The organism is Nocardioides humi (genome assembly GCF_006494775.1).
Lineage (GTDB): Bacteria > Actinomycetota > Actinomycetes > Propionibacteriales > Nocardioidaceae > Nocardioides > Nocardioides humi.
Window position 1 is genome coordinate 5,600,889 of record NZ_CP041146.1, and the last position, 17,582, is coordinate 5,618,470.

At 71.9% G+C, this 17,582-nt stretch carries 20 protein-coding genes and 1 other RNA gene; 13 read left to right on the forward strand and 8 right to left on the reverse strand.

Going from position 1 to position 17,582, the window contains the following annotated elements:
* Window positions 1–65: 65 nt before the first annotated feature.
* A complete protein-coding gene (arr, locus tag FIV44_RS27055) occupies window positions 66–476 on the forward strand; it encodes an NAD(+)--rifampin ADP-ribosyltransferase (protein ID WP_141007144.1) in 411 nt (136 codons plus the stop codon).
* A gap of 279 nt (window positions 477–755) precedes the next feature.
* Here arr and FIV44_RS27060 read toward each other — a convergent pair whose 3' ends face one another.
* Window positions 756–1,514: a TetR/AcrR family transcriptional regulator gene (locus tag FIV44_RS27060; RefSeq protein WP_246086649.1), complete on the reverse strand. Its 759-nt coding sequence runs from the start codon at window positions 1,512–1,514 to the stop codon at window positions 756–758.
* Here FIV44_RS27060 and FIV44_RS27065 point away from each other — a divergent pair.
* Genes FIV44_RS27065 through FIV44_RS27085 form a run of 6 tightly spaced genes read left to right on the forward strand, consistent with a single transcriptional unit; the run spans window position 1,513 to window position 7,067 of the window.
* A complete protein-coding gene (locus FIV44_RS27065; protein ID WP_246086650.1) occupies window positions 1,513–2,382 on the forward strand; it encodes an alpha/beta fold hydrolase in 870 nt (289 codons plus the stop codon). The two genes, FIV44_RS27060 and FIV44_RS27065, sit on opposite strands and share 2 nt — an antisense overlap.
* Window positions 2,379–3,416, forward strand: a complete 1,038-nt coding sequence (locus tag FIV44_RS27070; RefSeq protein ID WP_219996195.1) for a VOC family protein — start codon at window positions 2,379–2,381, stop codon at window positions 3,414–3,416. Before FIV44_RS27065 ends, FIV44_RS27070 begins: the two co-directional genes overlap by 4 nt.
* Window positions 3,413–5,131 carry a bifunctional 3-(3-hydroxy-phenyl)propionate/3-hydroxycinnamic acid hydroxylase MhpA gene (gene mhpA, locus FIV44_RS27075; RefSeq protein ID WP_141007145.1) on the forward strand — a complete coding sequence of 573 codons (1,719 nt, stop codon included), beginning with the start codon at window positions 3,413–3,415 and terminating at the stop codon, window positions 5,129–5,131. The genes FIV44_RS27070 and mhpA overlap by 4 nt, the downstream gene beginning before the upstream one ends.
* The gene (locus FIV44_RS27080; RefSeq protein ID WP_141007146.1) at window positions 5,131–6,114 is read left to right on the forward strand and encodes an amidohydrolase family protein; all 984 of its coding nucleotides are present in this window, start codon (window positions 5,131–5,133) and stop codon (window positions 6,112–6,114) included. Before mhpA ends, FIV44_RS27080 begins: the two co-directional genes overlap by 1 nt.
* Before the next feature lie 48 nt (window positions 6,115–6,162).
* Window positions 6,163–6,333: a hypothetical protein gene (locus FIV44_RS30920; protein ID WP_181410864.1), complete on the forward strand. Its 171-nt coding sequence runs from the start codon at window positions 6,163–6,165 to the stop codon at window positions 6,331–6,333.
* Window positions 6,330–7,067: a 1-acyl-sn-glycerol-3-phosphate acyltransferase gene (locus tag FIV44_RS27085; RefSeq protein WP_141007147.1), complete on the forward strand. Its 738-nt coding sequence runs from the start codon at window positions 6,330–6,332 to the stop codon at window positions 7,065–7,067. The genes FIV44_RS30920 and FIV44_RS27085 overlap by 4 nt, the downstream gene beginning before the upstream one ends.
* A gap of 26 nt (window positions 7,068–7,093) precedes the next feature.
* Here FIV44_RS27085 and rnpB read toward each other — a convergent pair.
* An RNA gene (gene rnpB / locus FIV44_RS27090) (RNase P RNA component class A) lies at window positions 7,094–7,491 on the reverse strand.
* 52 nt (window positions 7,492–7,543) lie between these two features.
* On the opposite strand from rnpB, the gene FIV44_RS27095 reads away from it, so the two are divergent.
* From FIV44_RS27095 to FIV44_RS27120, 6 genes are all read left to right on the forward strand, one after another.
* Entirely contained in the window at window positions 7,544–7,975 is a 432-nt protein-coding gene (locus FIV44_RS27095) for a tetratricopeptide repeat protein (RefSeq protein WP_141007148.1), read from the forward strand.
* Window positions 7,976–7,984: 9 nt separating this feature from the next.
* The gene (locus FIV44_RS27100) at window positions 7,985–8,185 is read left to right on the forward strand and encodes a hypothetical protein (protein ID WP_141007149.1); all 201 of its coding nucleotides are present in this window, start codon (window positions 7,985–7,987) and stop codon (window positions 8,183–8,185) included.
* Window positions 8,186–8,222: 37 nt separating this feature from the next.
* Window positions 8,223–8,501, forward strand: coding sequence for a hypothetical protein (locus tag FIV44_RS27105; protein ID WP_141007150.1), 279 nt, complete (start codon window positions 8,223–8,225; stop codon window positions 8,499–8,501).
* A 99-nt stretch (window positions 8,502–8,600) separates the two neighbouring features.
* Window positions 8,601–9,194, forward strand: a complete 594-nt coding sequence (locus tag FIV44_RS27110; protein ID WP_141007151.1) for an HhH-GPD-type base excision DNA repair protein — start codon at window positions 8,601–8,603, stop codon at window positions 9,192–9,194.
* Window positions 9,195–9,567: 373 nt separating this feature from the next.
* Window positions 9,568–10,866, forward strand: coding sequence for an RNA polymerase sigma factor (locus tag FIV44_RS27115; protein ID WP_425465183.1), 1,299 nt, complete (start codon window positions 9,568–9,570; stop codon window positions 10,864–10,866).
* Between the two features lie 4 nt (window positions 10,867–10,870).
* Complete coding sequence (locus tag FIV44_RS27120) at window positions 10,871–11,812, forward strand: M28 family metallopeptidase (RefSeq protein WP_141007153.1); 942 nt, start codon at window positions 10,871–10,873, stop codon at window positions 11,810–11,812.
* Here the strand turns inward: FIV44_RS27120 and FIV44_RS27125 are convergent.
* From FIV44_RS27125 to FIV44_RS27150, 6 genes are all read right to left on the reverse strand, one after another.
* Complete coding sequence (locus tag FIV44_RS27125) at window positions 11,802–13,187, reverse strand: CapA family protein (RefSeq protein WP_141007154.1); 1,386 nt, start codon at window positions 13,185–13,187, stop codon at window positions 11,802–11,804. The genes FIV44_RS27120 and FIV44_RS27125 overlap by 11 nt on opposite strands.
* A gap of 33 nt (window positions 13,188–13,220) precedes the next feature.
* On the reverse strand, window positions 13,221–14,018 hold the full coding sequence (locus tag FIV44_RS27130) for an ABC transporter ATP-binding protein (RefSeq protein WP_141007155.1): 798 nt from the start codon (window positions 14,016–14,018) through the stop codon (window positions 13,221–13,223).
* Window positions 14,015–15,067 (reverse strand): FecCD family ABC transporter permease, encoded by a 1,053-nt coding sequence (locus FIV44_RS27135; RefSeq protein WP_141007156.1) that lies wholly within the window; start codon window positions 15,065–15,067, stop codon window positions 14,015–14,017. The genes FIV44_RS27130 and FIV44_RS27135 overlap by 4 nt, the downstream gene beginning before the upstream one ends.
* The gene (locus FIV44_RS27140) at window positions 15,064–16,056 is read right to left on the reverse strand and encodes a FecCD family ABC transporter permease (RefSeq protein WP_141007157.1); all 993 of its coding nucleotides are present in this window, start codon (window positions 16,054–16,056) and stop codon (window positions 15,064–15,066) included. Before FIV44_RS27140 ends, FIV44_RS27135 begins: the two co-directional genes overlap by 4 nt.
* A complete protein-coding gene (locus FIV44_RS27145) occupies window positions 16,049–17,071 on the reverse strand; it encodes an ABC transporter substrate-binding protein (RefSeq protein ID WP_141007158.1) in 1,023 nt (340 codons plus the stop codon). Before FIV44_RS27145 ends, FIV44_RS27140 begins: the two co-directional genes overlap by 8 nt.
* 98 nt (window positions 17,072–17,169) lie before the next feature.
* The gene (locus tag FIV44_RS27150; RefSeq protein WP_141007159.1) at window positions 17,170–17,391 is read right to left on the reverse strand and encodes a DUF7455 domain-containing protein; all 222 of its coding nucleotides are present in this window, start codon (window positions 17,389–17,391) and stop codon (window positions 17,170–17,172) included.
* Window positions 17,392–17,582: the final 191 nt, after the last annotated feature.

Consider the following 17,582-nt stretch of genomic DNA (forward strand, 5'->3'; position numbering starts at 1 on the left):
ACGGCGAAACGCGCGCCGCCCGCCAGCGCTGCTGCGGGCTCGCGGTAGGGCCCTAGGCTGGGCCGGTGAGCGAGGTGCTGGACGAGGGGCCGTTCTTCCATGGCACGAAGGCGGATCTGCGGGAGGGCGACCAGCTCACCGCGGGCTTCCGGTCGAACTACCGCCCGGAGGTGGTGATGAACCACATCTACTTCACCGCGCTCGTCGACGGCGCCGGGCTCGCCGCCGAGCTCGCGCCGGGCCCGGGCGAGCCCCGGGTGTACGCCGTGGAGCCGACAGGCCAGTTCGAGAACGACCCGAACGTGACCGACAAGAAGTTCCCCGGCAACCCGACGCGGTCCTACCGCAGCCGGGAGCCGCTCAGGATCCTCGGCGAGGTCACCGACTGGACGCGCCTGGCGCCGGAGGCCCTCCAGGCCTGGCGGGATCGCCTCGCGGCGCTCCGGGCGGACGAGCGCGGCGAGATCATCAACTGAGGGGAGCGTGCCGGCGACTGTGTGTTCGGATCGCGGCGATCGGACGCGCTCCGCAGCGCTTGGCGCAATCGGTCGGAGACGTTGTTCGGCGAGGTCCGTGCACGTGTTTTTCAGCGGCTTTGGGAATCTAGGGAAACGCTGATCGATAGCGCCGTCGCGAGGGCGAGTGCGCTGGCAAGCGAGGGACGCGAAGGCAGGCCGGACGCCTTTCGAGCGTTCCTGGCGCCGCCAGCGTGCCGCGTCGCTGCGCGCAGCAGGGCGGTATTGATCAATGGTTCCCTAGTGTCCTGTCGGGTCGACCTCGAGGTCGGGGACGGCGGGGAGCGGGCGGGCGCACAGTCGCTCGGCTTCGTCGCGGTCCATGCCGAAGGCGCGCAGCAGTCGCGACGTCATCTGGTCGGACAGCAGGTCCGCATCTGCGCTCGGGTCGCTGTCGAGAAGCTGCAGGAGCCCGAGCAGCGCACCGCCTGCAGCCATGAGGGCCAGTTGCGGGTTGTCGATGTCGAAGCGACCGGCCGTCATGCTCTCCCGGATGTCGTGGATGGCGCGTGGTGCCAGTCCGCGGTCGTGGAGGAGGATTCCCACGCCCTCGTTGAGCAGCACCTTCACCATGGCCGGCACTTGGCGCTGCAGGCGACCTGTCATGCGGAAGCTGACGGCGAAGACCTCGGCCGGATCGTCGTACCCGGCCACGAGCTCGTCGCGCAGTGCTGCGTAGGTGTCGAGCACGTCGGCGACAGCGGCTTCGAAGAGCGCTTCCTTGCTCTCGAAGTGGTTGTAGAAGCTGCCGAAGCCGACGTCGGCCGCGTCGGTGATCTGCTGGATGCTCACCGTCGTGCTGCCCTCGGCGAGGAACCCGGTGGCTGCGGCGAGCAGGGCAGCCCGGGTGCGCTCCTTGCGCCGGTCGATCCTGGTCGGCGCGGCCGGGGCGGTGTCTGGCATGCCCCTGATCATAACTGATGATCTCATCAAAAACACTTGACAGATCGTTTCATCGGAACTGATGATTTCATCAATGTTGCTGAGAGGGGGCGTCATGATGAACACCACAGCTGCCCAGCGCACCGAGAGCACGGTCCGGGTCGGACGACGCGATCTGTTCGTCACCGAGGCGGGTGAGGGTGCGCCGGTCGTGCTGCTGCACGGCGGGGGACCGGGCGCGACCGGTGCTTCGAACTACACCCGCAACATCGATGCTCTTGCCGAGCACTTCCGGGTGATCGTGCCGGACATGCCGGGCTACGGTGCGTCATCGAAGGACCTCGACCACGCGGATCCGTTCGGTGACCTCGCGCTCGCGGTCCGCGGACTGCTGGACGCGCTGGACATCGAGAAGGCGCACCTCGTCGGCAACTCCTACGGAGGAGCGGCGGCGCTGCGGATGGCGCTGGACCGTCCCGACCGCGTCGACCGGATGATCCTGATGGGTCCCGGCGGCATCGGCACCACCCGCGGGCTCCCGACGCCGGGCCTCACCAGCCTGCTGGGCTACTACGGCGGCGACGGCCCGAGCCGGGACAAGCTCGAGACCTTCATCCGCGACTACCTCGTGTACGACGCCGGGTCGGTGCCCGACGAGCTGATCGACCTGCGCTACGAGGCCAGCATCCAGCCCGAGGTCGTGGCCTCCCCGCCACTGCGCCGGCCGTCGGGCCCGACCGCTCTGCGCACCCTGTGGCGGATGGACCTGACGCGTGATCCTCGTCTGGCGCGCTGCGAGGTGCCGACACTCGTGGTCTGGGGTGCCGACGACAAGGTCAACCGTCCTGCCGGCGGTCCGCGGCTGGCGAGCACGATGCGGGACTGTGACCTGTTCCTGATGGCCAACACCGGGCACTGGGCGCAGTGGGAGCGGGCCGAGCAGTTCAACGACCTGGCCGTGACCCATCTCCGGGGCGAGCGGTGAGCGTCGACTTCCTCCAGCCGACGACGGACCTGTCCGTCTTCGGTGCGGTCCACCTGGGCTATCTCGTCGTGGAGTCGCGGCGGATGACCGAGTGGCACCGGTTCGGCGCGGACGCGATCGGGCTGCACGTCGACGAGCTTGACGGTGACACGCTCCGCTTCCGGCTCGACGACCACGCCTGCCGGTTCCTGGTCCAGCGCGGCCCGGCCGAGGACCTGATGGCCATCGGCTGGCAGGTCGACGACCACGCGACCTTCGACCGGATCATCGCCCGGGTGGCTGAGCGCGGCGTACCGATCAAGGAGGGCACTGTCCAGGAGGCTGCGCTGCGTGGAGTCGAGCGGCTCTGGCGCTTCGCCGGCCCGAAGGGCATCGTTCAGGAGATCTTCACGACGCCGCTGACCACGGCTGAGCCGCTGCGCATGATCAGCTCCGGCTTCGTGACCGGTGAGTCGGGCATGGGCCACGTCGCGATCACCTCCCGCGACCCGCTCGGCATCCACCGCTACTACGACACGCTCTTCGACTCGCGGCTCTCGGACTACATCGACGAGAACATCAGCGGCCTGACGCTCAAGATCCGCTTCCTGCGGGTCAACGAGCGGCACCACTCGATCGCCGTCGCCAACGTGCACGGCCTCAAGGTCGACCCGATCCGCACGCGCGCCCAGCACGTCAACATCGAGGCGGCGTCGCTGGAGGACATGCTCGGTGCGTACGAGCGGGTCCGGGCCCTCGGGTTCACGATGGCCTGGTCGGTCGGTCAGCACACCAACGACCGCGAGCTGTCCTTCTACTGCGTCACGCCGTCGGGCTTCGAGCTCGAGGTCGGCTGGAACCCGATCGTGTTCACCCCCGAGCTCGAGAACGCCTGGCAGGTCGCCACCCACCAGGGCATCAGCGTCTGGGGCCACCAGCCGGTCGACCCCGGCATCCTCGACAAGCTCGGCCAGATCCGCGGCGCCGCCCTCAACGCGCGCCGTCCCGAGATCGCCGTGCCCGGCCTCAGCACCCCCGCAGGAGCAGCATCATGAGCACGAACCAGTACGACGTCGTCGTGGTCGGCCTCGGCCCGACCGGCCTGACCATGGCCACCCTGCTCGGCCGCCGCGGTCTGAGCGTCCTCGTCCTCGAGCGCGAGCCCGAGTTCTACGGCATGGCCCGCGCGGTCTACACCGACGACGAGGCCTTGCGGGTCTTCCAGACCGCCGGCGTCGCTGATGAGATCCACGCCGACATGAACGTCGACAGCGCCGTGCAGTGGGTCAAGGCCGACGGCACGCTGCTCGTGCAGTTCCGGGAGTCGCAGCGCCCCCTGTCGTGGCCGGTGACCAACTTCCTCTACCAGCCCTCTCTGGAGAACCGCCTCGAGGAGCTGCTCGCCCGCTACCCGCACGTCGAGGTCCGCCGCGGTCGTGAGGTCGTCTCCTTCGAGCAGGACGACGACGGCGTCACGGTCGTCCACGCCGGTTCCACCGGGTCCGGGTACGGCAAGCGCGAGGCCGTCCTCGACGAGGCGACCGAGTCCGTGCGGGCGTCCTTCCTGATCGGCGCCGACGGTGGCCGCAGCGTCGTACGGACTCAGCTCGGCACCGACATGACCGGCAAGAGCTACCCCGAGCGCTGGCTCGTGATCGACCTCGAGGCCAAGGACGCTCCTGACGGTGGGCACAGTGATGCCTTCCGCCACCTGCCCTACTTCGACTTCGTCTGCGACCCCGACCTGCCGACGGTCAGCTGCCCTCAGCCGGGCGGCCACCACCGCTTCGAGTTCGCGCTCAAGGACGAGGACGACAAGGACGAGTTCGAGTCCGACGAGACGGTCCGCCGCCTGATGGCGCGCTACGTCGACCCCGACGAGGTCGTCGTGATCCGCCAGCTCGTCTACACCTTCAACGCCGTCGTCGCCGACCGGTGGCGCGAGGGCCGGGTCCTGCTCGCCGGCGACGCGGCCCACATGACCCCGCAGTTCATCGGCCAGGGCATGAACGCCGGCGTCCGCGACTCCGACAACTTGTCCTGGAAGCTCGAGGCGATCGTCAAGCACGGCGCCGACCTCGCCATTCTCGACTCCTACGAGTCCGAGCGCCGCCCGCATGCCAAGGCGATGATCGACCTGTCGGTCTTCAACAAGTCCCTGGTCTCGGTGAAGAGCCCGGCGAAGGCACGGGCTCGTGACGCCGCGCTGTGGACCGCCCTGCGCACCCCGGGAATCGCGGGCTGGGTCCGACGTGCCGGCATGAAGCCCAAGCCCCGCTACCGGAAGGGCGCCTACCTCGGCCTGCCGCGCAACGTGCGAGGCGTCGAGGGCACCCTGTCGCCGCAGCCGATGGTCCGCCGGTACGACGGCCGGCCGGTCCGGCTCGACGACGCCATCGGCATCGGCTGGTCGGTCATCGGCATCGGCGTCGACCCCCGCGAGGCTCTCGGCGCGGACCTCGACACGTGGGCCCGGGTCGAGCCGTCGTACGTCACGATCTACGACTTCGGCACCCGGCCGCAGGGAGCGGTCGGCGACGGACGACGCCGCGCGGGCCTCGTGGACCTCGAGGACACCTCGGGCGCCTTCGTCGGCTGGCTGCGCCGCCACGGCGTGCGCGAGGGTTCTGTCGTGGTGCTCCGGCCGGACAAGTTCGTGTTCGGGACCGCCCGAGGCAACACCGGCGAGCTGACCCGCGCCCTCGTCGCCCAGCTGGGCCTCGCCCCGGCGGGCACGCACGCCGCGGACACGATCGCGCAGCCGGCCTGATGGGCAGGAGCCCGGCGCGGATCGACGTCCACCACCACGTCGTACCGCCGACCTATGCCGACCTCCTCCGGGCCAGGGCCATCCGGCCCGGCGGAGTCGACGTGCCGTCATGGACGGCCGAGCGGGCGATGCGCCTCATGGACCGCAACGGCATCGCGACCAGCATCCTGTCGCTGTCCACGCCCGGCGCGTGGTTCGGCGACGACGACCAGGCGCGTCGCATCGCCCGCGAGGTCAACGAGTACGCCGCCGACATCGTGCGCGACCACCCGGGAAGGTTCGGGTTCTTCGCGACCCTGACGGTGCCCGACCTGGCCGGCTCGCTCGCCGAGGCCGCGTACGCCCTCGACGACCTGGGTGCCGACGGCATCGTGCTGCTGAGCAACGCGGCCGGCTGCTACCCGTACGAGAAGGGTCTCGAGCCACTCCTGGCCTACCTGCACGAGCGCCGCGCCGTGGTGTTCCTCCACCCGGGCGAGCTGCCTGCCGAGCCGGCGCCCGGGATCCCGTCGTTCACCGCCGACTTCCTGCTCGACACCGTCCGTGCGGCGACCGGTCTGGTGCTCTCGGGTGCGTTGGAGAAGTACGACGGCATCCGCTGGATCCTCTCCCACGCCGGCGGCTTCCTGCCCTACATCGCCCACCGGGTCCTGCTCACGATGATCCGCGACGAGCCCAAGATGGCGCAGGCCAAGGCGATGGTCGCCCGCAGGCGCGAACGCGAGCGCCGCCTCGACGTACTGCGCCGCTTCTACTTCGACGTGGCACTGTCCTCGGGCCTGCACGCCCTGCCCAGCCTGCTCTCGTTCGCCGACCCGGCCCACGTCCTCTACGGCAGCGACTACCCGTTCGCGCCCGCGCCGGCCGTGCGCTTCATGCGCCAGGAGTACGAGGACGTCGCGCTCGAGCCGGGCCAGCGCTCGGCCGTCGACCGGACCAACGCGCTGGCACTGTTCCCGCGACTCAGCGAGAAGAGCGCCTGAACCACCCGACGCCACCTGTACGACCGAAAGAATCCATGGGGGAACCACATGACTGCACCGATCAGCCGCCGGAGCATCCTCGGTGCTGCGACCACCGGACCGGTCGTCGCGCTGGGCAGGGCCTTGCGCTCCTTCAACAGCACCGAGCTGCCCACGGTCCCGCGGACCAACGCCCTCGCCCAGTTCCCGAAGCTGAAGGCGCGGTTGTCGACGCCATGATCGAGGGCACGCGGAGCCTGGCGATCGAGGCCGTGCGGCGCTACCACCGCCTGGAGATCGAGCTGCCGGACGAGATCCCCGACGGCCCGATTCTCTTCGTCGCGAACCACGGCTTCGGCAGCCTGTTCGATCTCAACGTGCTCGCGACGCTCGCAGCCCTCGACGACCTCGAGCTCGAGCGGCCGGTCACCACGCTGGTCCACCAGATCGCCTGGACCGTCGGCCTCGGCCCGCTCCTCGAGCAGCTCGACTGCCGGCCCGCCAGCAGGACCGCCGCGCAGGAGTCCCTAGCCGGGGGTCGCCACGTCCTGGTCTTCCCCGGAGGCGACCTCGACGCCTTCAAGGCCCGCAAGGACAAGGACCGCATCGTCTTCGGCGGCCGGTCCGGCTTCGCCCGGATGGCGATCGAGCAGGACGTCCCGATCGTCCCGCTGGTGACCGCAGGAGCCGGAGACACGCTGCTGGTCCTGGACGACGGCCAGGGCCTGGCCCGCCGGCTCAAGCTCGACCAGCTCCTCCGGCTCAAGGCCCTGCCCGTGTCCGTCACGTTCCCCTGGGGGCTGAACGTCGGGCTCGCCGGCTTCCTGCCGTACCTGGGGATCCCCGTCCAGCTGCGGACCCGTGTCCTCCCGGCGAGCACGGCGTACGACGGGGAGGACGCGCGTGCCTTCGCCAGCCGGATCGAGACTGTCATGCAGGCAACGCTCGACGAGCTCAGCCGTCAGAACGGCTGAGCGCCAACCTGGCCCGACGTCGGGTGGGGACGGGCTGGCCTGTAAGCCGGGTTCTGTCCCCTGTCACCAAGGGGGCGACCATCCATCTAGGGCTGCCGTTGCCGACAGCCTCGAGCGACCTACCCGCACACTCGGGCGAGCCGCCCTCCTGGCTCCGCACGCGAAGCCGGCGTGTGCTGTCTGGTCTTGCTCCGGGTGGGGTTTGCCGAGCTGCGCCGGTCGCCCGGCGCACTGGTGGGCTCTTGCCCCACCGTTTCACCCTTGCCGCGCGCCTCGGGAGGAGCGCGGCGGTCTGTTCTCTGTGGCACTTTCCCGCGGGTCACCCCGGGTGGGTGTTACCCACCACCCTGCTCTGTGGAGCCCGGACTTTCCTCGGGACCCGACGCCTCGCGGCGATGGGTCACGCGGTCGCCCGGCCAGCCCGTCCACGGCTCACTCTAGGGAACAACCGGACCGCGACGACAGTTGAAGGGCACATGAGCGAGACGCCCGAGATCCGGATCCTCCCGCCGATGGCGCCGATCGTGTTCCCGGGTACGACGGCACGGCACGAGGCGGCGTACCGGACCGCCCACGACCTCCTCTCCCGGCGGGCGCCGCGCGAGGCGCTGCAGGTCCTCGAGCCCGCGCTCGAGGAGGAGCCGGGGAACCGGGGGCTGCGGTCGCTGCGGGCATGGGCGTACCTCATGCGCGCGCAGCTGCAGAAGGCCGCCGACGAGCTGGCCGCGCTCGTGGCCGAGGACCCGGCGGACGCGTGGAGCCGGCACGCGCTGGGCCGGGCGCTGGAGCGCCAGTCGAGGTACGGCGACGCGCTGCCGCACCTGCGGCTGGCGGCGGCGATGACCGGCGACCCCGAGCACGAGTACGACGTCCTGCGGGTCGAGCGGCTGGCGGGTCGCCTGGAGTAGGTTCGGGTCATGGCTGCGGACGAGTACTGGTTCTGCCTGATCCACCACCAGGTCGAGGGCGTCGACGGCTGCCCCAACAAGGACCGGCTCGGTCCGTACCCCACCGAGGCCGAGGCCGCCCGCGCGCTGGAGAAGGCGGCGGAGCGCACCGAGGCCTGGGACCACGACCCGGCCTGGAACGACGACGTCGACGACGCCGAGGACAAGTAGCCCCTTGGTCTTCGCGCGCCGCCGCCGGATCCGTCCGGTGGCGATCGACCCTGCCACCGGACGGCGGATCTCGCCGTGGCCGTTCGTCGGCCTGGTGCTGCTGGTCTCGTCGTTCTTCCTGTACGCCGCCTCGGGCCTGCTCGCGCCGGCGTGGGCGGTCGTCGTCCTGCTGCTGACCTGGCTGGTCATGCTCGTGCTCTGCTTCGTCTGGTGGACCTCCCACCCGAAGCGCACGGTCCTGCTCGGGGTCCTCTCGTTCGTGTGGTGGTGGGTCGCCATCACCGCCGGCGGCATCCTCCTGGACTGGACGGCCTGAGGCTGCCGGGCGTCAGCCCCGCTTGGCCCGAAAGGCCCTGGCCCGTCGGGCAGCTGCGACCACGGGCGCGGGGAGCCGCTCGTGGGGCAGGATGTCCCCATGGCCATCCACATCACCGACGACCCCGCGGCCGACGAGCTGCTGAGCTCCAACCCCTTCGCGCTGCTGGTGGGGATGATGCTCGACCAGCAGTACCCGATGGAGCACGCCTTCATGGGCCCGCAGAAGGTGATCGGCCGGTTCGGCAGCTTCGAGCCGGCGGCGATCGCGGCGGCCGATCCGGAGGAGTTCGCGGCGCTGTGCTCGACGACGCCCGCGATCCACCGCTTCCCGGGGTCGATGGCGGCGCGGCTGCAGGAGCTCGCGCGCATCGTCGTCGAGCAGTACGACGGCCACGCGGAGCGGATCTGGACCGAGGCCGCCGACGGCAAGGACCTCGCGAAGCGGCTGCAGGCGCTGCCCGGGTTCGGGGCGCAGAAGGTGAAGATCTTCGTGGCGCTCGTGGCCAAGCAGCTCGGCGTACGGCCGGACGGCTGGGAGAAGGCGGCGGGCGACTACGCGCTCGACGGGTACCGGTCGGTGGCCGACGTCGTCGACCCGGTGTCGCTGCAGAAGGTGCGCGACTACAAGAAGGCGAAGAAGGTGACTGAGCGAGCGGTCAGCGCTGAGCGAGGAACGAGCTCGAGGCGATGAGCCGCGAGCGAGGGAGCCAGACGAGCGAAGCGAGCCCAGGCTGAGGCCAAGGCGGACTGAGCCCCGGCTTCCTGAGCGGACCCTGAGCCGACGCTGAGCCGGTGCTGAGCCCCGATGCACGAAGGGCTGGGGGTACCGTGGCAGAATGGCGGAAGCGGTCTTGACACCTCCGGTCTTTGCCGCGCCCTAGATCCATCAGCATCGAGAGGTGTTCGTGTCCTCGAACCATCGTTCGGTCCCGCCCGCCCTGCTCAGCCACCCGTCGATCGCCGCGCTCATCGAGCACGCCACGCCGGTCGGCCGGGTCGCAGCGGAGGACCTCCGCCAGGCATTCGCTGCCGCTGACGTCGCTCCGGCCCAGCTCAAGGCCCTGATGGCCCACCTGTCGGGCCTCGGCATCTCCGTCGAGCTCGGCGCGCCCGTCGAGCACCGCGCCGTGGCCGCGGCCGCGCGCAAGACGGGGTCGGCGACCGCGACGACCGCCAAGAAGCCGGCCGCGAAGAAGCCGGCGCCGCCCGCGCCCGTTCCGGCCGCTCCGCCCGCGAAGACCCCGGCGAAGAAGGCCGCGAGCGCCGAGGCGCCGGCGGTGGGTCCGGACGGCAAGAAGGTCCTGCCGGACATCTCCGACGACCAGTTCGAGAAGGACGTCGCCGCCGACCCCACCATCAAGGAGGACGAGGAGGAGGCCAGCGCCACGTCCTCGTTCGTGATCTCGGCCGCCGACGACACCGACGAGCCGGCCCAGCAGGTCATGGTGGCCGGCGCTACGGCCGACCCGGTCAAGGACTACCTCAAGCAGATCGGCAAGGTCCCGCTCCTCAACGCCGAGATGGAGGTCGAGCTCGCCAAGCGGATCGAGGCCGGCCTGTTCGCGGAGGAGAAGCTCGGCAAGGGCGGCAAGATCACCCCCAAGCTCCTCGAGGAGCTGGAGTGGATCGCCGAGGACGGCCGCCGCGCCAAGAACCACCTGCTCGAGGCCAACCTGCGCCTCGTGGTGAGCCTCGCCAAGCGCTACACCGGCCGCGGCATGCTCTTCCTGGACCTGATCCAGGAGGGCAACCTCGGCCTGATCCGTGCCGTCGAGAAGTTCGACTACACCAAGGGCTACAAGTTCTCGACGTACGCCACCTGGTGGATCCGTCAGGCGATCACCCGCGCCATGGCCGACCAGGCCCGCACCATCCGGATCCCGGTCCACATGGTCGAGGTCATCAACAAGCTCGCCCGGGTCCAGCGCCAGATGCTGCAGGACCTCGGCCGTGAGCCCACCCCGGAGGAGCTCGCCAAGGAGCTCGACATGACCCCGGAGAAGGTCGTCGAGGTCCAGAAGTACGGCCGCGAGCCGATCTCGCTGCACACCCCCCTGGGTGAGGACGGCGACTCCGAGTTCGGCGACCTGATCGAGGACTCCGAGGCGATCGTCCCGGCCGACGCGGTCAGCTTCACGCTGCTGCAGGAGCAGCTGCACGCCGTCCTCGACACGCTGTCGGAGCGCGAGGCGGGCGTGGTCAGCATGCGCTTCGGCCTCACCGACGGCCAGCCCAAGACCCTCGACGAGATCGGCAAGGTCTACGGTGTGACCCGCGAGCGGATCCGCCAGATCGAGTCGAAGACCATGTCGAAGCTGCGGCACCCGAGCCGCTCGCAGGTCCTGCGCGACTACCTGGATTGAGCCGTTGGCGGCGAGGGCGACCACGAGCCTGGTCGTCCTCGCTGCCCTCGCCGCCGGCTGCAGCGACGAGCCCGGCCCGCCGCGTCCGGCGGCCCCCACCTCCTCGCCCGCCTCCTCGTCGGCGCCCGCGCCATCCGTGCCGAGTCCGGCCCCGCGGCCCGCCACCTTCGACGCCACGACGGCGTACGCCGCGGTCGAGCACCTCGCCGGCCGGATCGGCCCCCGCCTGGCCACCGACCGATCCTTCCGGCGCGCCGCCGACTGGGCGGCGGGACGGCTGGCCGACGCCGGCTATGACGTACGACGGCAGCGCTTCGCCGTGCCCGCCGGCGAGTCGTGGGGCGTCTCCGTGGACGCCGGGCGCAGCCAGAACGTGATCGCGGAGCCGCCCGGGTTCGACCCCGCCCGGCCGCACCTGGTCGTCGGCGCCCACCTGGACACGGTGGCGGTCTCACCCGGCGCGGAGGACAACGCCTCCGGCGTCGGCGTCGTGCTCGCGCTCGCCGGCACCGACCTGCAGGCGCGGCTGCCGGTCGTGCTCGTGCTCTTCGGCGCCGAGGAGCCGCGCGGACCCGGCGACGACGACCACCACTACGGGTCGCGGCACTATGTCGCCCGGCTCGACGAGAAGGCGCGCCGGGCGGTGCGCGGGATGCTCGCGCTGGACCGGGTCGGGGTCGGGACGGTGGTGCCGGTGGGCAGCGCGACCGCCGAGCCGCCCACGGCCCTGGTGCGGGCGGCCCGCCGGGCCGGGGTGGAGCACGTCGCGGAGACCGGGCAGCGCTCGAGCGACCACTGGTCGTTCGTCCGCGCCGGGCTGCCGGGCCTGCGGATCGGCAGCACGCCGTACGCCGGCTACCACAACGCGCGCGACCTGCCGGGCCTCGTGGACCCCGAGCAGCTCGACCGGGTCGGCCGGGTGGTGCTGGCCTGGCTCAGGGGCTGAGGAACGGCCCGCGGCCGTGCCGCCACACGTCCCCCAGGATGTCGGTGGCCAGGGCGCCGCGCACGACCCGCGGCGCGAAGTCGCCGTCCATCGCGTACGGCACCAGCCGGAACCCCTTGAGGTCGCCGCCCCAGAACACCGCCTCCAGCACGACGCCCTGCTGGGTCTGGGTCATGAAGTCCATGTCGAACACGAAGTTGCCCAGGGAGTGCGCGACCAGCGCGCCGTCGTACCACTCCAGGCCCTGCACCCAGTGCGGGTGCCCGCCGACCACCAGGTCGGCGCCCGCGTCGACCAGCCGCCGCGCGACGCGGGACTGGATCGGCTCGGCGACGTGGGTGTACTGCGTGCCCCAGTGCGGCAGCACGACGACCACGTCCACCTCGGAGTCCAGGCGCCGGACCAGCCCTTCGACGTGACGCAGGTCCGCCTCCACGAGCGGGCCGGTGCGCGGCGGCATCCGCACCGACAGCGCGCCGGGCCGGTCCGCGGTCGCCCGTGGCGTCTCACCGATCGCGTTGAAGCCGAGCACGCCGAAGCGCACGCCGTTGCGCTCGGCGACGTACGCCGTGCCGGCCTCCGCGCGGTTCCGGCCCGCGCCGAACGCCCGCACCGGCCCGTCGGCCAGCAGGTCGAGGGTCTGCAGCAGCGCCCGCTCGCCGAAGTCGCCGGCGTGGTTGTTGGCCAGCGACACCGCGTCGAAGCCGGCGTCCGCGAGTCCGTCGAGCACCTCCGGCGGCGCGGCGAAGGAGTCGCCGCCCTGCTGCGGCGGCCCGTCGTCGGACAGGGTGCTCTCCAGCGTCCCGATGGTCAGGTCCGCGGAGCGCAGCCGGTCCTGGAGCGGGCGCAGCGGCAGGCTCGGGTCGCCGGCCGCGGCCGCCCGGGCCCCCACCCGGCGGCCCAGCATCACGTCGCCCACGACGGTCAGCGTGGTCACCTCCGGCGGCGGTGGGCCCGCGACGAGCAGCGGGTACGCCGCCGGCCGCCGCAGCGGATCGATGCCCCCGACGCGTGCCGCCCGCACCGTGGCGTCGACCTCGGAGGCGGGCAGCACGGCCACGGCGTCCCGGTCGCGGCGTACCTCCTGCGTGGTCGCGACCAGGCGGAGCGGCCGGTCGGTCCCGTCCAGCGGCCGCCAGGTGTCGACCTGTCGGGCCGCGACGGCCTCCGCCTCGGCGAGGCTCAGGCGGGGCGCCGCCCGGGTGGCGTGCACCGCGACGACCAGCGGGTCCCGGGCGACGGGCGGGGACGCCGTCGTCGGTGCGGTCGTCGGTGCGGTCGTCGGTCCCGGCTCCCGGGACGAGGGCCCCGTGCAGCCGAGCACCAGCCCGGCAGCGAGGATGCCGAGCCCGAGAGCGCCGCCGCGCCGGGTCACCCCGGCATCGTCGCACTCAGCTCGGATCCGTGCTCAGTCGCCGGCCGGCACGACCATCGGGGTCCCCGCCACCGGGTCCGGTACGACGACGCAGGGCAGGCCGAACGCCTTCTCGACCACGTCCGCGGTGACCACCTCGGCCGGCGGGCCCTCGGCGAGGATCCGGCCGGCGGCCATGACGACGAGGTGGTCGCTGTAGCGGCAGGCGAGGTTGAGGTCGTGGAGCACCGTCACGATGGTGCGCCCGGTGCCCCGGTTCAGCGTCCGGAGCAGCCGGAGCAGCTCGACCTGGTGGCTGATGTCGAGGTAGGTCGTCGGCTCGTCGAGCAGCAGGAGGTCGGTCTCCTGGGCGAGCGCCATCGCGATCCAGACCCGCTGCCGCTGGCCGCCGGACAGGGCGTGCAGCGGCCGGTCCACGAGCTCGACGGTGTCGGTGGCCTCGAGCGCGGCCGCGACGGCCGCCTCGTCACGGGCGCTCCAGTGGCGGAACCAGCCCTGGTGCGGGTGCCGGCCCCGGGAGACCAGGTCGGCGACGGTGATCCCGTCGGGCGCCACCGGCGTCTGGGGGAGCAGCCCCAGGATCCGGGCGACCTCCCGCGAGCCGCGGTCCAGGATCGGGGTCCCGTCGAGCAGCACCTCGCCGGTCGAGGGACGCAGCAGCCGTGCGAGACCGCGCAGCAGGGTCGACTTCCCGCACGCGTTGGCGCCGACGATGGCCGTGACCCGGCCGTCCAGGACGTCCAGGTCCAGTCCCTCGACGACCGCCCGGTCGTCGTACCCCAGCGACAGGTCGCGGGCCGCCAGTCGCGGCGTCGTCGGTGCCTGGGTCATCCGCCCATCCCCCTCCGGTTGGTGGTGGCGATCAGCCACAGCAGGTACGGCGCGCCCACGGCGCCGGTGACGACGCCGGTCGGCATCTCGACCGGCAGCACGTTGACCGCGATGTAGTCGGCGATCAGGCAGAGCACGGCGCCGGTCGCCGCGGCCGCGACGATACCGCCGCGGGCACGGCCCAGCAGCCGGTCCGCGACCGGTCCGGCGACGAGGGCGACGAAGGTGATCGGCCCGGCGACGGCGGTGGCGAGGGCGGTGAGCAGCACCGCCACGCCGATCAGCGCCAGCCGGGTCGGCTCGAGCCGGGTGCCGAGCCCGCGGGCGGTGTCGTCGCCGAGCTCGACGGTACGCAGCATCCGCTGGAGCACCGGCACCAGCGGCGCCAGTGCCAGCAGGCACCACAGCAGCACCTCGTTCTCGGCGTCGCCGGCCTGCCCGATGGAGCCGGTGAGCCAGTGCAGCGCCTCCCGCGCCTCGGTCAGCGAGGTGCGGGTCAGCAGGTAGCCGGTGATGCCGGTCGCGAAGGCCGCCATGCCGATGCCGATCAGGATGAACCGGTAGCCGGTGATCCCGTCGCGCCAGGCCAGCAGGTACATCGCGATCGAGAACAGCACCGCGCCGGCCAGTGCCAGTACCGGGATGCTCAGCGCGGCCAGGGCCGGCACCGCGATCCCGGCGACCGCGAAGACGCTGGCGCCGGCGGAGATGCCGACGAAGTCCGGCGAGGCGAGCGGGTTGCGCAGCAGCTGCTGGAAGATCGTGCCCGCCGCGCCGAGGGCCAGGCCGACGCCGATCGCCGCCTTGACCTGCGGGAAGGCGAGGTCGCGCACGATGAAGTCGACGGCCGGGCTGTCGCGGGTCCCGAGGAGGGAGCCGAGGACCTGGTCGAGGCTGAGCCGGACCGAGCCGAAGCACAGCGTGGCCAGGCCCAGCACGACCACGGTCGCCGCCAGCAGCGCCGGTACGACGACCGCTCGCTGCGCGCGCCGGCGGCGGGTCCGGCGCAGGGCGACCCGGGCGGGGATCGCCTGGTCCAGGGTGCTCATAGCTCGGCCAGCCGGCGGTAGCGGACGAGGGCGATGAAGAAGGGCGCCCCCAGGACGCCGAGCACGATGCCGACCTGGAGCTCGCCGGGGGAGCCCAGGATCCGGCCGAGGATGTCGGCGCCGAGGAGCAGCAGCGGGCCGAGGAGCAGGGAGTACGGCAGGATCCAGCAGTAGTCCGGGCCGCAGATCGCCCGGGCGACGTGCGGCACGACGAGCCCGACGAAGACGATCGGCCCGCAGGCGGCGGTCGCGGCGCCGCAGAGCACCGCGACGACCGTGAACAGCCCGATCCGGGTCCGGGTCAGCGACACCCCGAGACCGCGGGCCGCGTCCTCGCCCAGGGCGAGCGCGTTGAGCGAGCGTCCGCACAGCATCCCGGCGGCCAGCGCCACCAGCAGCACCGGCGCGACGCCGGTGACGATCGGCGCGTACCGCCCCGCCAGCGAGCCGACCTGCCAGAACCGGAACGCGTTCTGGGCCTGCAGGTCGGTCAGCAGCAGCCCGATCGTGACGGCGCCGAACCCGGCCGTGATCGCCGCCCCGGCCAGGGCCATCTTCACCGGGGTCGCGCCCTCGCGACCGAGCGAGCCCACGGCGTACACGAGGGCGGTGGCGGCGAGTGCGCCGATGAACGCGAAGACCACATGCGGCCCGATCCCGGTCACGCCGAGGACCACGATGCCGAGCACCACCGCCAGCGCGGCGCCCGCCTCGATCCCCATGATCGAGGGGTCGGCCAGCGGGTTGCGGGTCAGCCCCTGCAGGATCGCGCCGGACACGCCGAGGGCGGCGCCGACCAGGATGCCGAGGAGGGTGCGCGGCACCCGCAGCCGGACCGTCACGGTGTCGTCGGTCGTCACGGCGCTGAGGTGCCGCAGCGCGTCGACGACGTCGCCGAGCCCGATGTGGCGGGAGCCCTGGGTGATGCTCAGGAAGCCGACGAGCAGGAGCAGGGCGGCGAGTCCGAGGAGCCCGGCTGCCCTAGTCACCGATGGAGTCGTCGAGGCCGGACAGCTCCTCCGTGAGCTTCGTCAGCGCCGTGGCGTAGTGGCCGTAGGTGTGCAGCCAGAAGCCCGGCCACTCCACGATCTGGCCGGCCGCGGCGGCCCGGATCGAGGTCCAGGTCGGCTGGGTCTCCACCGTCTTCTGGTCCGCGGCGAAGCTGCGGTTGTCGAACATCAGCACGTCGGGCTGGTACTTGTCGGCGTTCTCCCAGCTCAGGTTCTCCCAGTAGGGGAAGCCCGGGTCGGGGGAGTCGGGCTCGATGATGTCGAGGCCCCACCGGTCGAAGTCGAGCAGCTCGGGGGCGTACTCCGGGTTGGCGACGTAGAGCAGGTCGCTGGCGGGCGAGACCGCCAGCGCCGTGAAGTCCTTCTCCTCCATGGCCGCGATGAAGGCGTCGCGCGCCTCCTCGAAGGCCGCCTTGTCCTTCGCGCCCTGGGAGTTCTCGACGTCGGCGCCGAGGCTCGCGGCGAGCTCCTCGTAGCCCTCGGCGAGGTCGAGGATCGAGTCGCCCTGGGTGGCGCCGACGACGGGGGCGAGGTCGGCGAGCTTCTTGCTCTTGGCCTTGACGCCGTCCTCGAAGCCGGAGTGGGCCTTCTCGGCGGGCCACCAGTCGGCCACGATCAGGTCGGGGGAGAGCGTGGACGCCTTGGCGACGTCGATCGAGCCCCACTCCTCGCCGAGGATCTCGATGCCGGTCAGGTCCAGACCCTGCAGGTTGGGGTCGGTGTCGACCGACTCGTCGCCGTAGATGCCGACCGGGCGGATGCCGTACGACATCAGCGCGGCGGCCTCCGCGGCGTGCGCGATGATCCGGGTCGGGACCTCGTCGAGCGTGACCACCTCGCCCGAGCCGTCGGTGAACTCCCACGGGCCCTCCGGCGTCGCCGACGCGCCCGACGCCGGGTCGTCGCCGGCGTCCTTCTCCGGGATGTCGGAGGAGCAGGCGGTCAGTGCCAGCGCCAGGCTGGCGGCCGCGACCACGGCCAGGCGGGTTCTCATGAGGAAAGGCTAACCTGAGGCGATCCGCTCGCTGAGAGGCGTCCCGAAAAGCGCCGCGGCCCCGAGAGGACTCGGGGCCGCGGGCGAGCTGTCGGAGGTCAGTCGGCGACGGGCGCCGGCTTGTCGGTGAGCCTGTGGGTCTCGTCGTGGACGGTGACCGCGATCTCCTTGAGCGCGTCACCGTGCTCACGGGCGTGGTGGGCGCAGAAGAGGAGCTCGCCGCCGGTGGCGAGCTCTACGCGGAGGTAGGCCTGGGCACCACAACGGTCACAGCGGTCCTCCGCGGTCAGCGGGGCGCTGGGAGCAACAGCAGTTGTCATCTCGGGCCTCTCAATCATTCTCGATAACACCCTCATCGGGCGTTGTCCGGATCAACGTAGCGACTGGATCAAAGATTCCCGTCCCCGTGTGGTCCATTCCACTTCTGCGTCAGGTTCATCCAAGCACCTGGGAGCCGTCCTTTCGGTGATTTCCCACGGCCCGAAACAGCACTGTGACCATCCGGGCCCCG

What these genes read in the sequence shown, in the direction of transcription:
- FIV44_RS27065 (WP_246086650.1), top strand. Translation starts at nt 1,513, where the DNA reads ATGATGAACACCACAGCTGCCCAGCGCACCGAGAGCACGGTCCGGGTC.
- FIV44_RS27060 (WP_246086649.1), bottom strand. Translation starts at nt 1,514, where the DNA reads ATGACGCCCCCTCTCAGCAACATTGATGAAATCATCAGTTCCGATGAA.
- mhpA (WP_141007145.1), top strand. Translation starts at nt 3,413, where the DNA reads ATGAGCACGAACCAGTACGACGTCGTCGTGGTCGGCCTCGGCCCGACC.
- FIV44_RS27080 (WP_141007146.1), top strand. Translation starts at nt 5,131, where the DNA reads ATGGGCAGGAGCCCGGCGCGGATCGACGTCCACCACCACGTCGTACCG.
- FIV44_RS30920 (WP_181410864.1), top strand. Translation starts at nt 6,163, where the DNA reads ATGACTGCACCGATCAGCCGCCGGAGCATCCTCGGTGCTGCGACCACC.
- FIV44_RS27085 (WP_141007147.1), top strand. Translation starts at nt 6,330, where the DNA reads ATGATCGAGGGCACGCGGAGCCTGGCGATCGAGGCCGTGCGGCGCTAC.
- FIV44_RS27095 (WP_141007148.1), top strand. Translation starts at nt 7,544, where the DNA reads ATGAGCGAGACGCCCGAGATCCGGATCCTCCCGCCGATGGCGCCGATC.
- FIV44_RS27100 (WP_141007149.1), top strand. Translation starts at nt 7,985, where the DNA reads ATGGCTGCGGACGAGTACTGGTTCTGCCTGATCCACCACCAGGTCGAG.
- FIV44_RS27110 (WP_141007151.1), top strand. Translation starts at nt 8,601, where the DNA reads ATGGCCATCCACATCACCGACGACCCCGCGGCCGACGAGCTGCTGAGC.
- FIV44_RS27115 (WP_425465183.1), top strand. Translation starts at nt 9,568, where the DNA reads ATGGCCCACCTGTCGGGCCTCGGCATCTCCGTCGAGCTCGGCGCGCCC.
- FIV44_RS27130 (WP_141007155.1), bottom strand. Translation starts at nt 14,018, where the DNA reads ATGACCCAGGCACCGACGACGCCGCGACTGGCGGCCCGCGACCTGTCG.
- FIV44_RS27135 (WP_141007156.1), bottom strand. Translation starts at nt 15,067, where the DNA reads ATGAGCACCCTGGACCAGGCGATCCCCGCCCGGGTCGCCCTGCGCCGG.
- FIV44_RS27145 (WP_141007158.1), bottom strand. Translation starts at nt 17,071, where the DNA reads ATGAGAACCCGCCTGGCCGTGGTCGCGGCCGCCAGCCTGGCGCTGGCA.
- FIV44_RS27150 (WP_141007159.1), bottom strand. Translation starts at nt 17,391, where the DNA reads ATGACAACTGCTGTTGCTCCCAGCGCCCCGCTGACCGCGGAGGACCGC.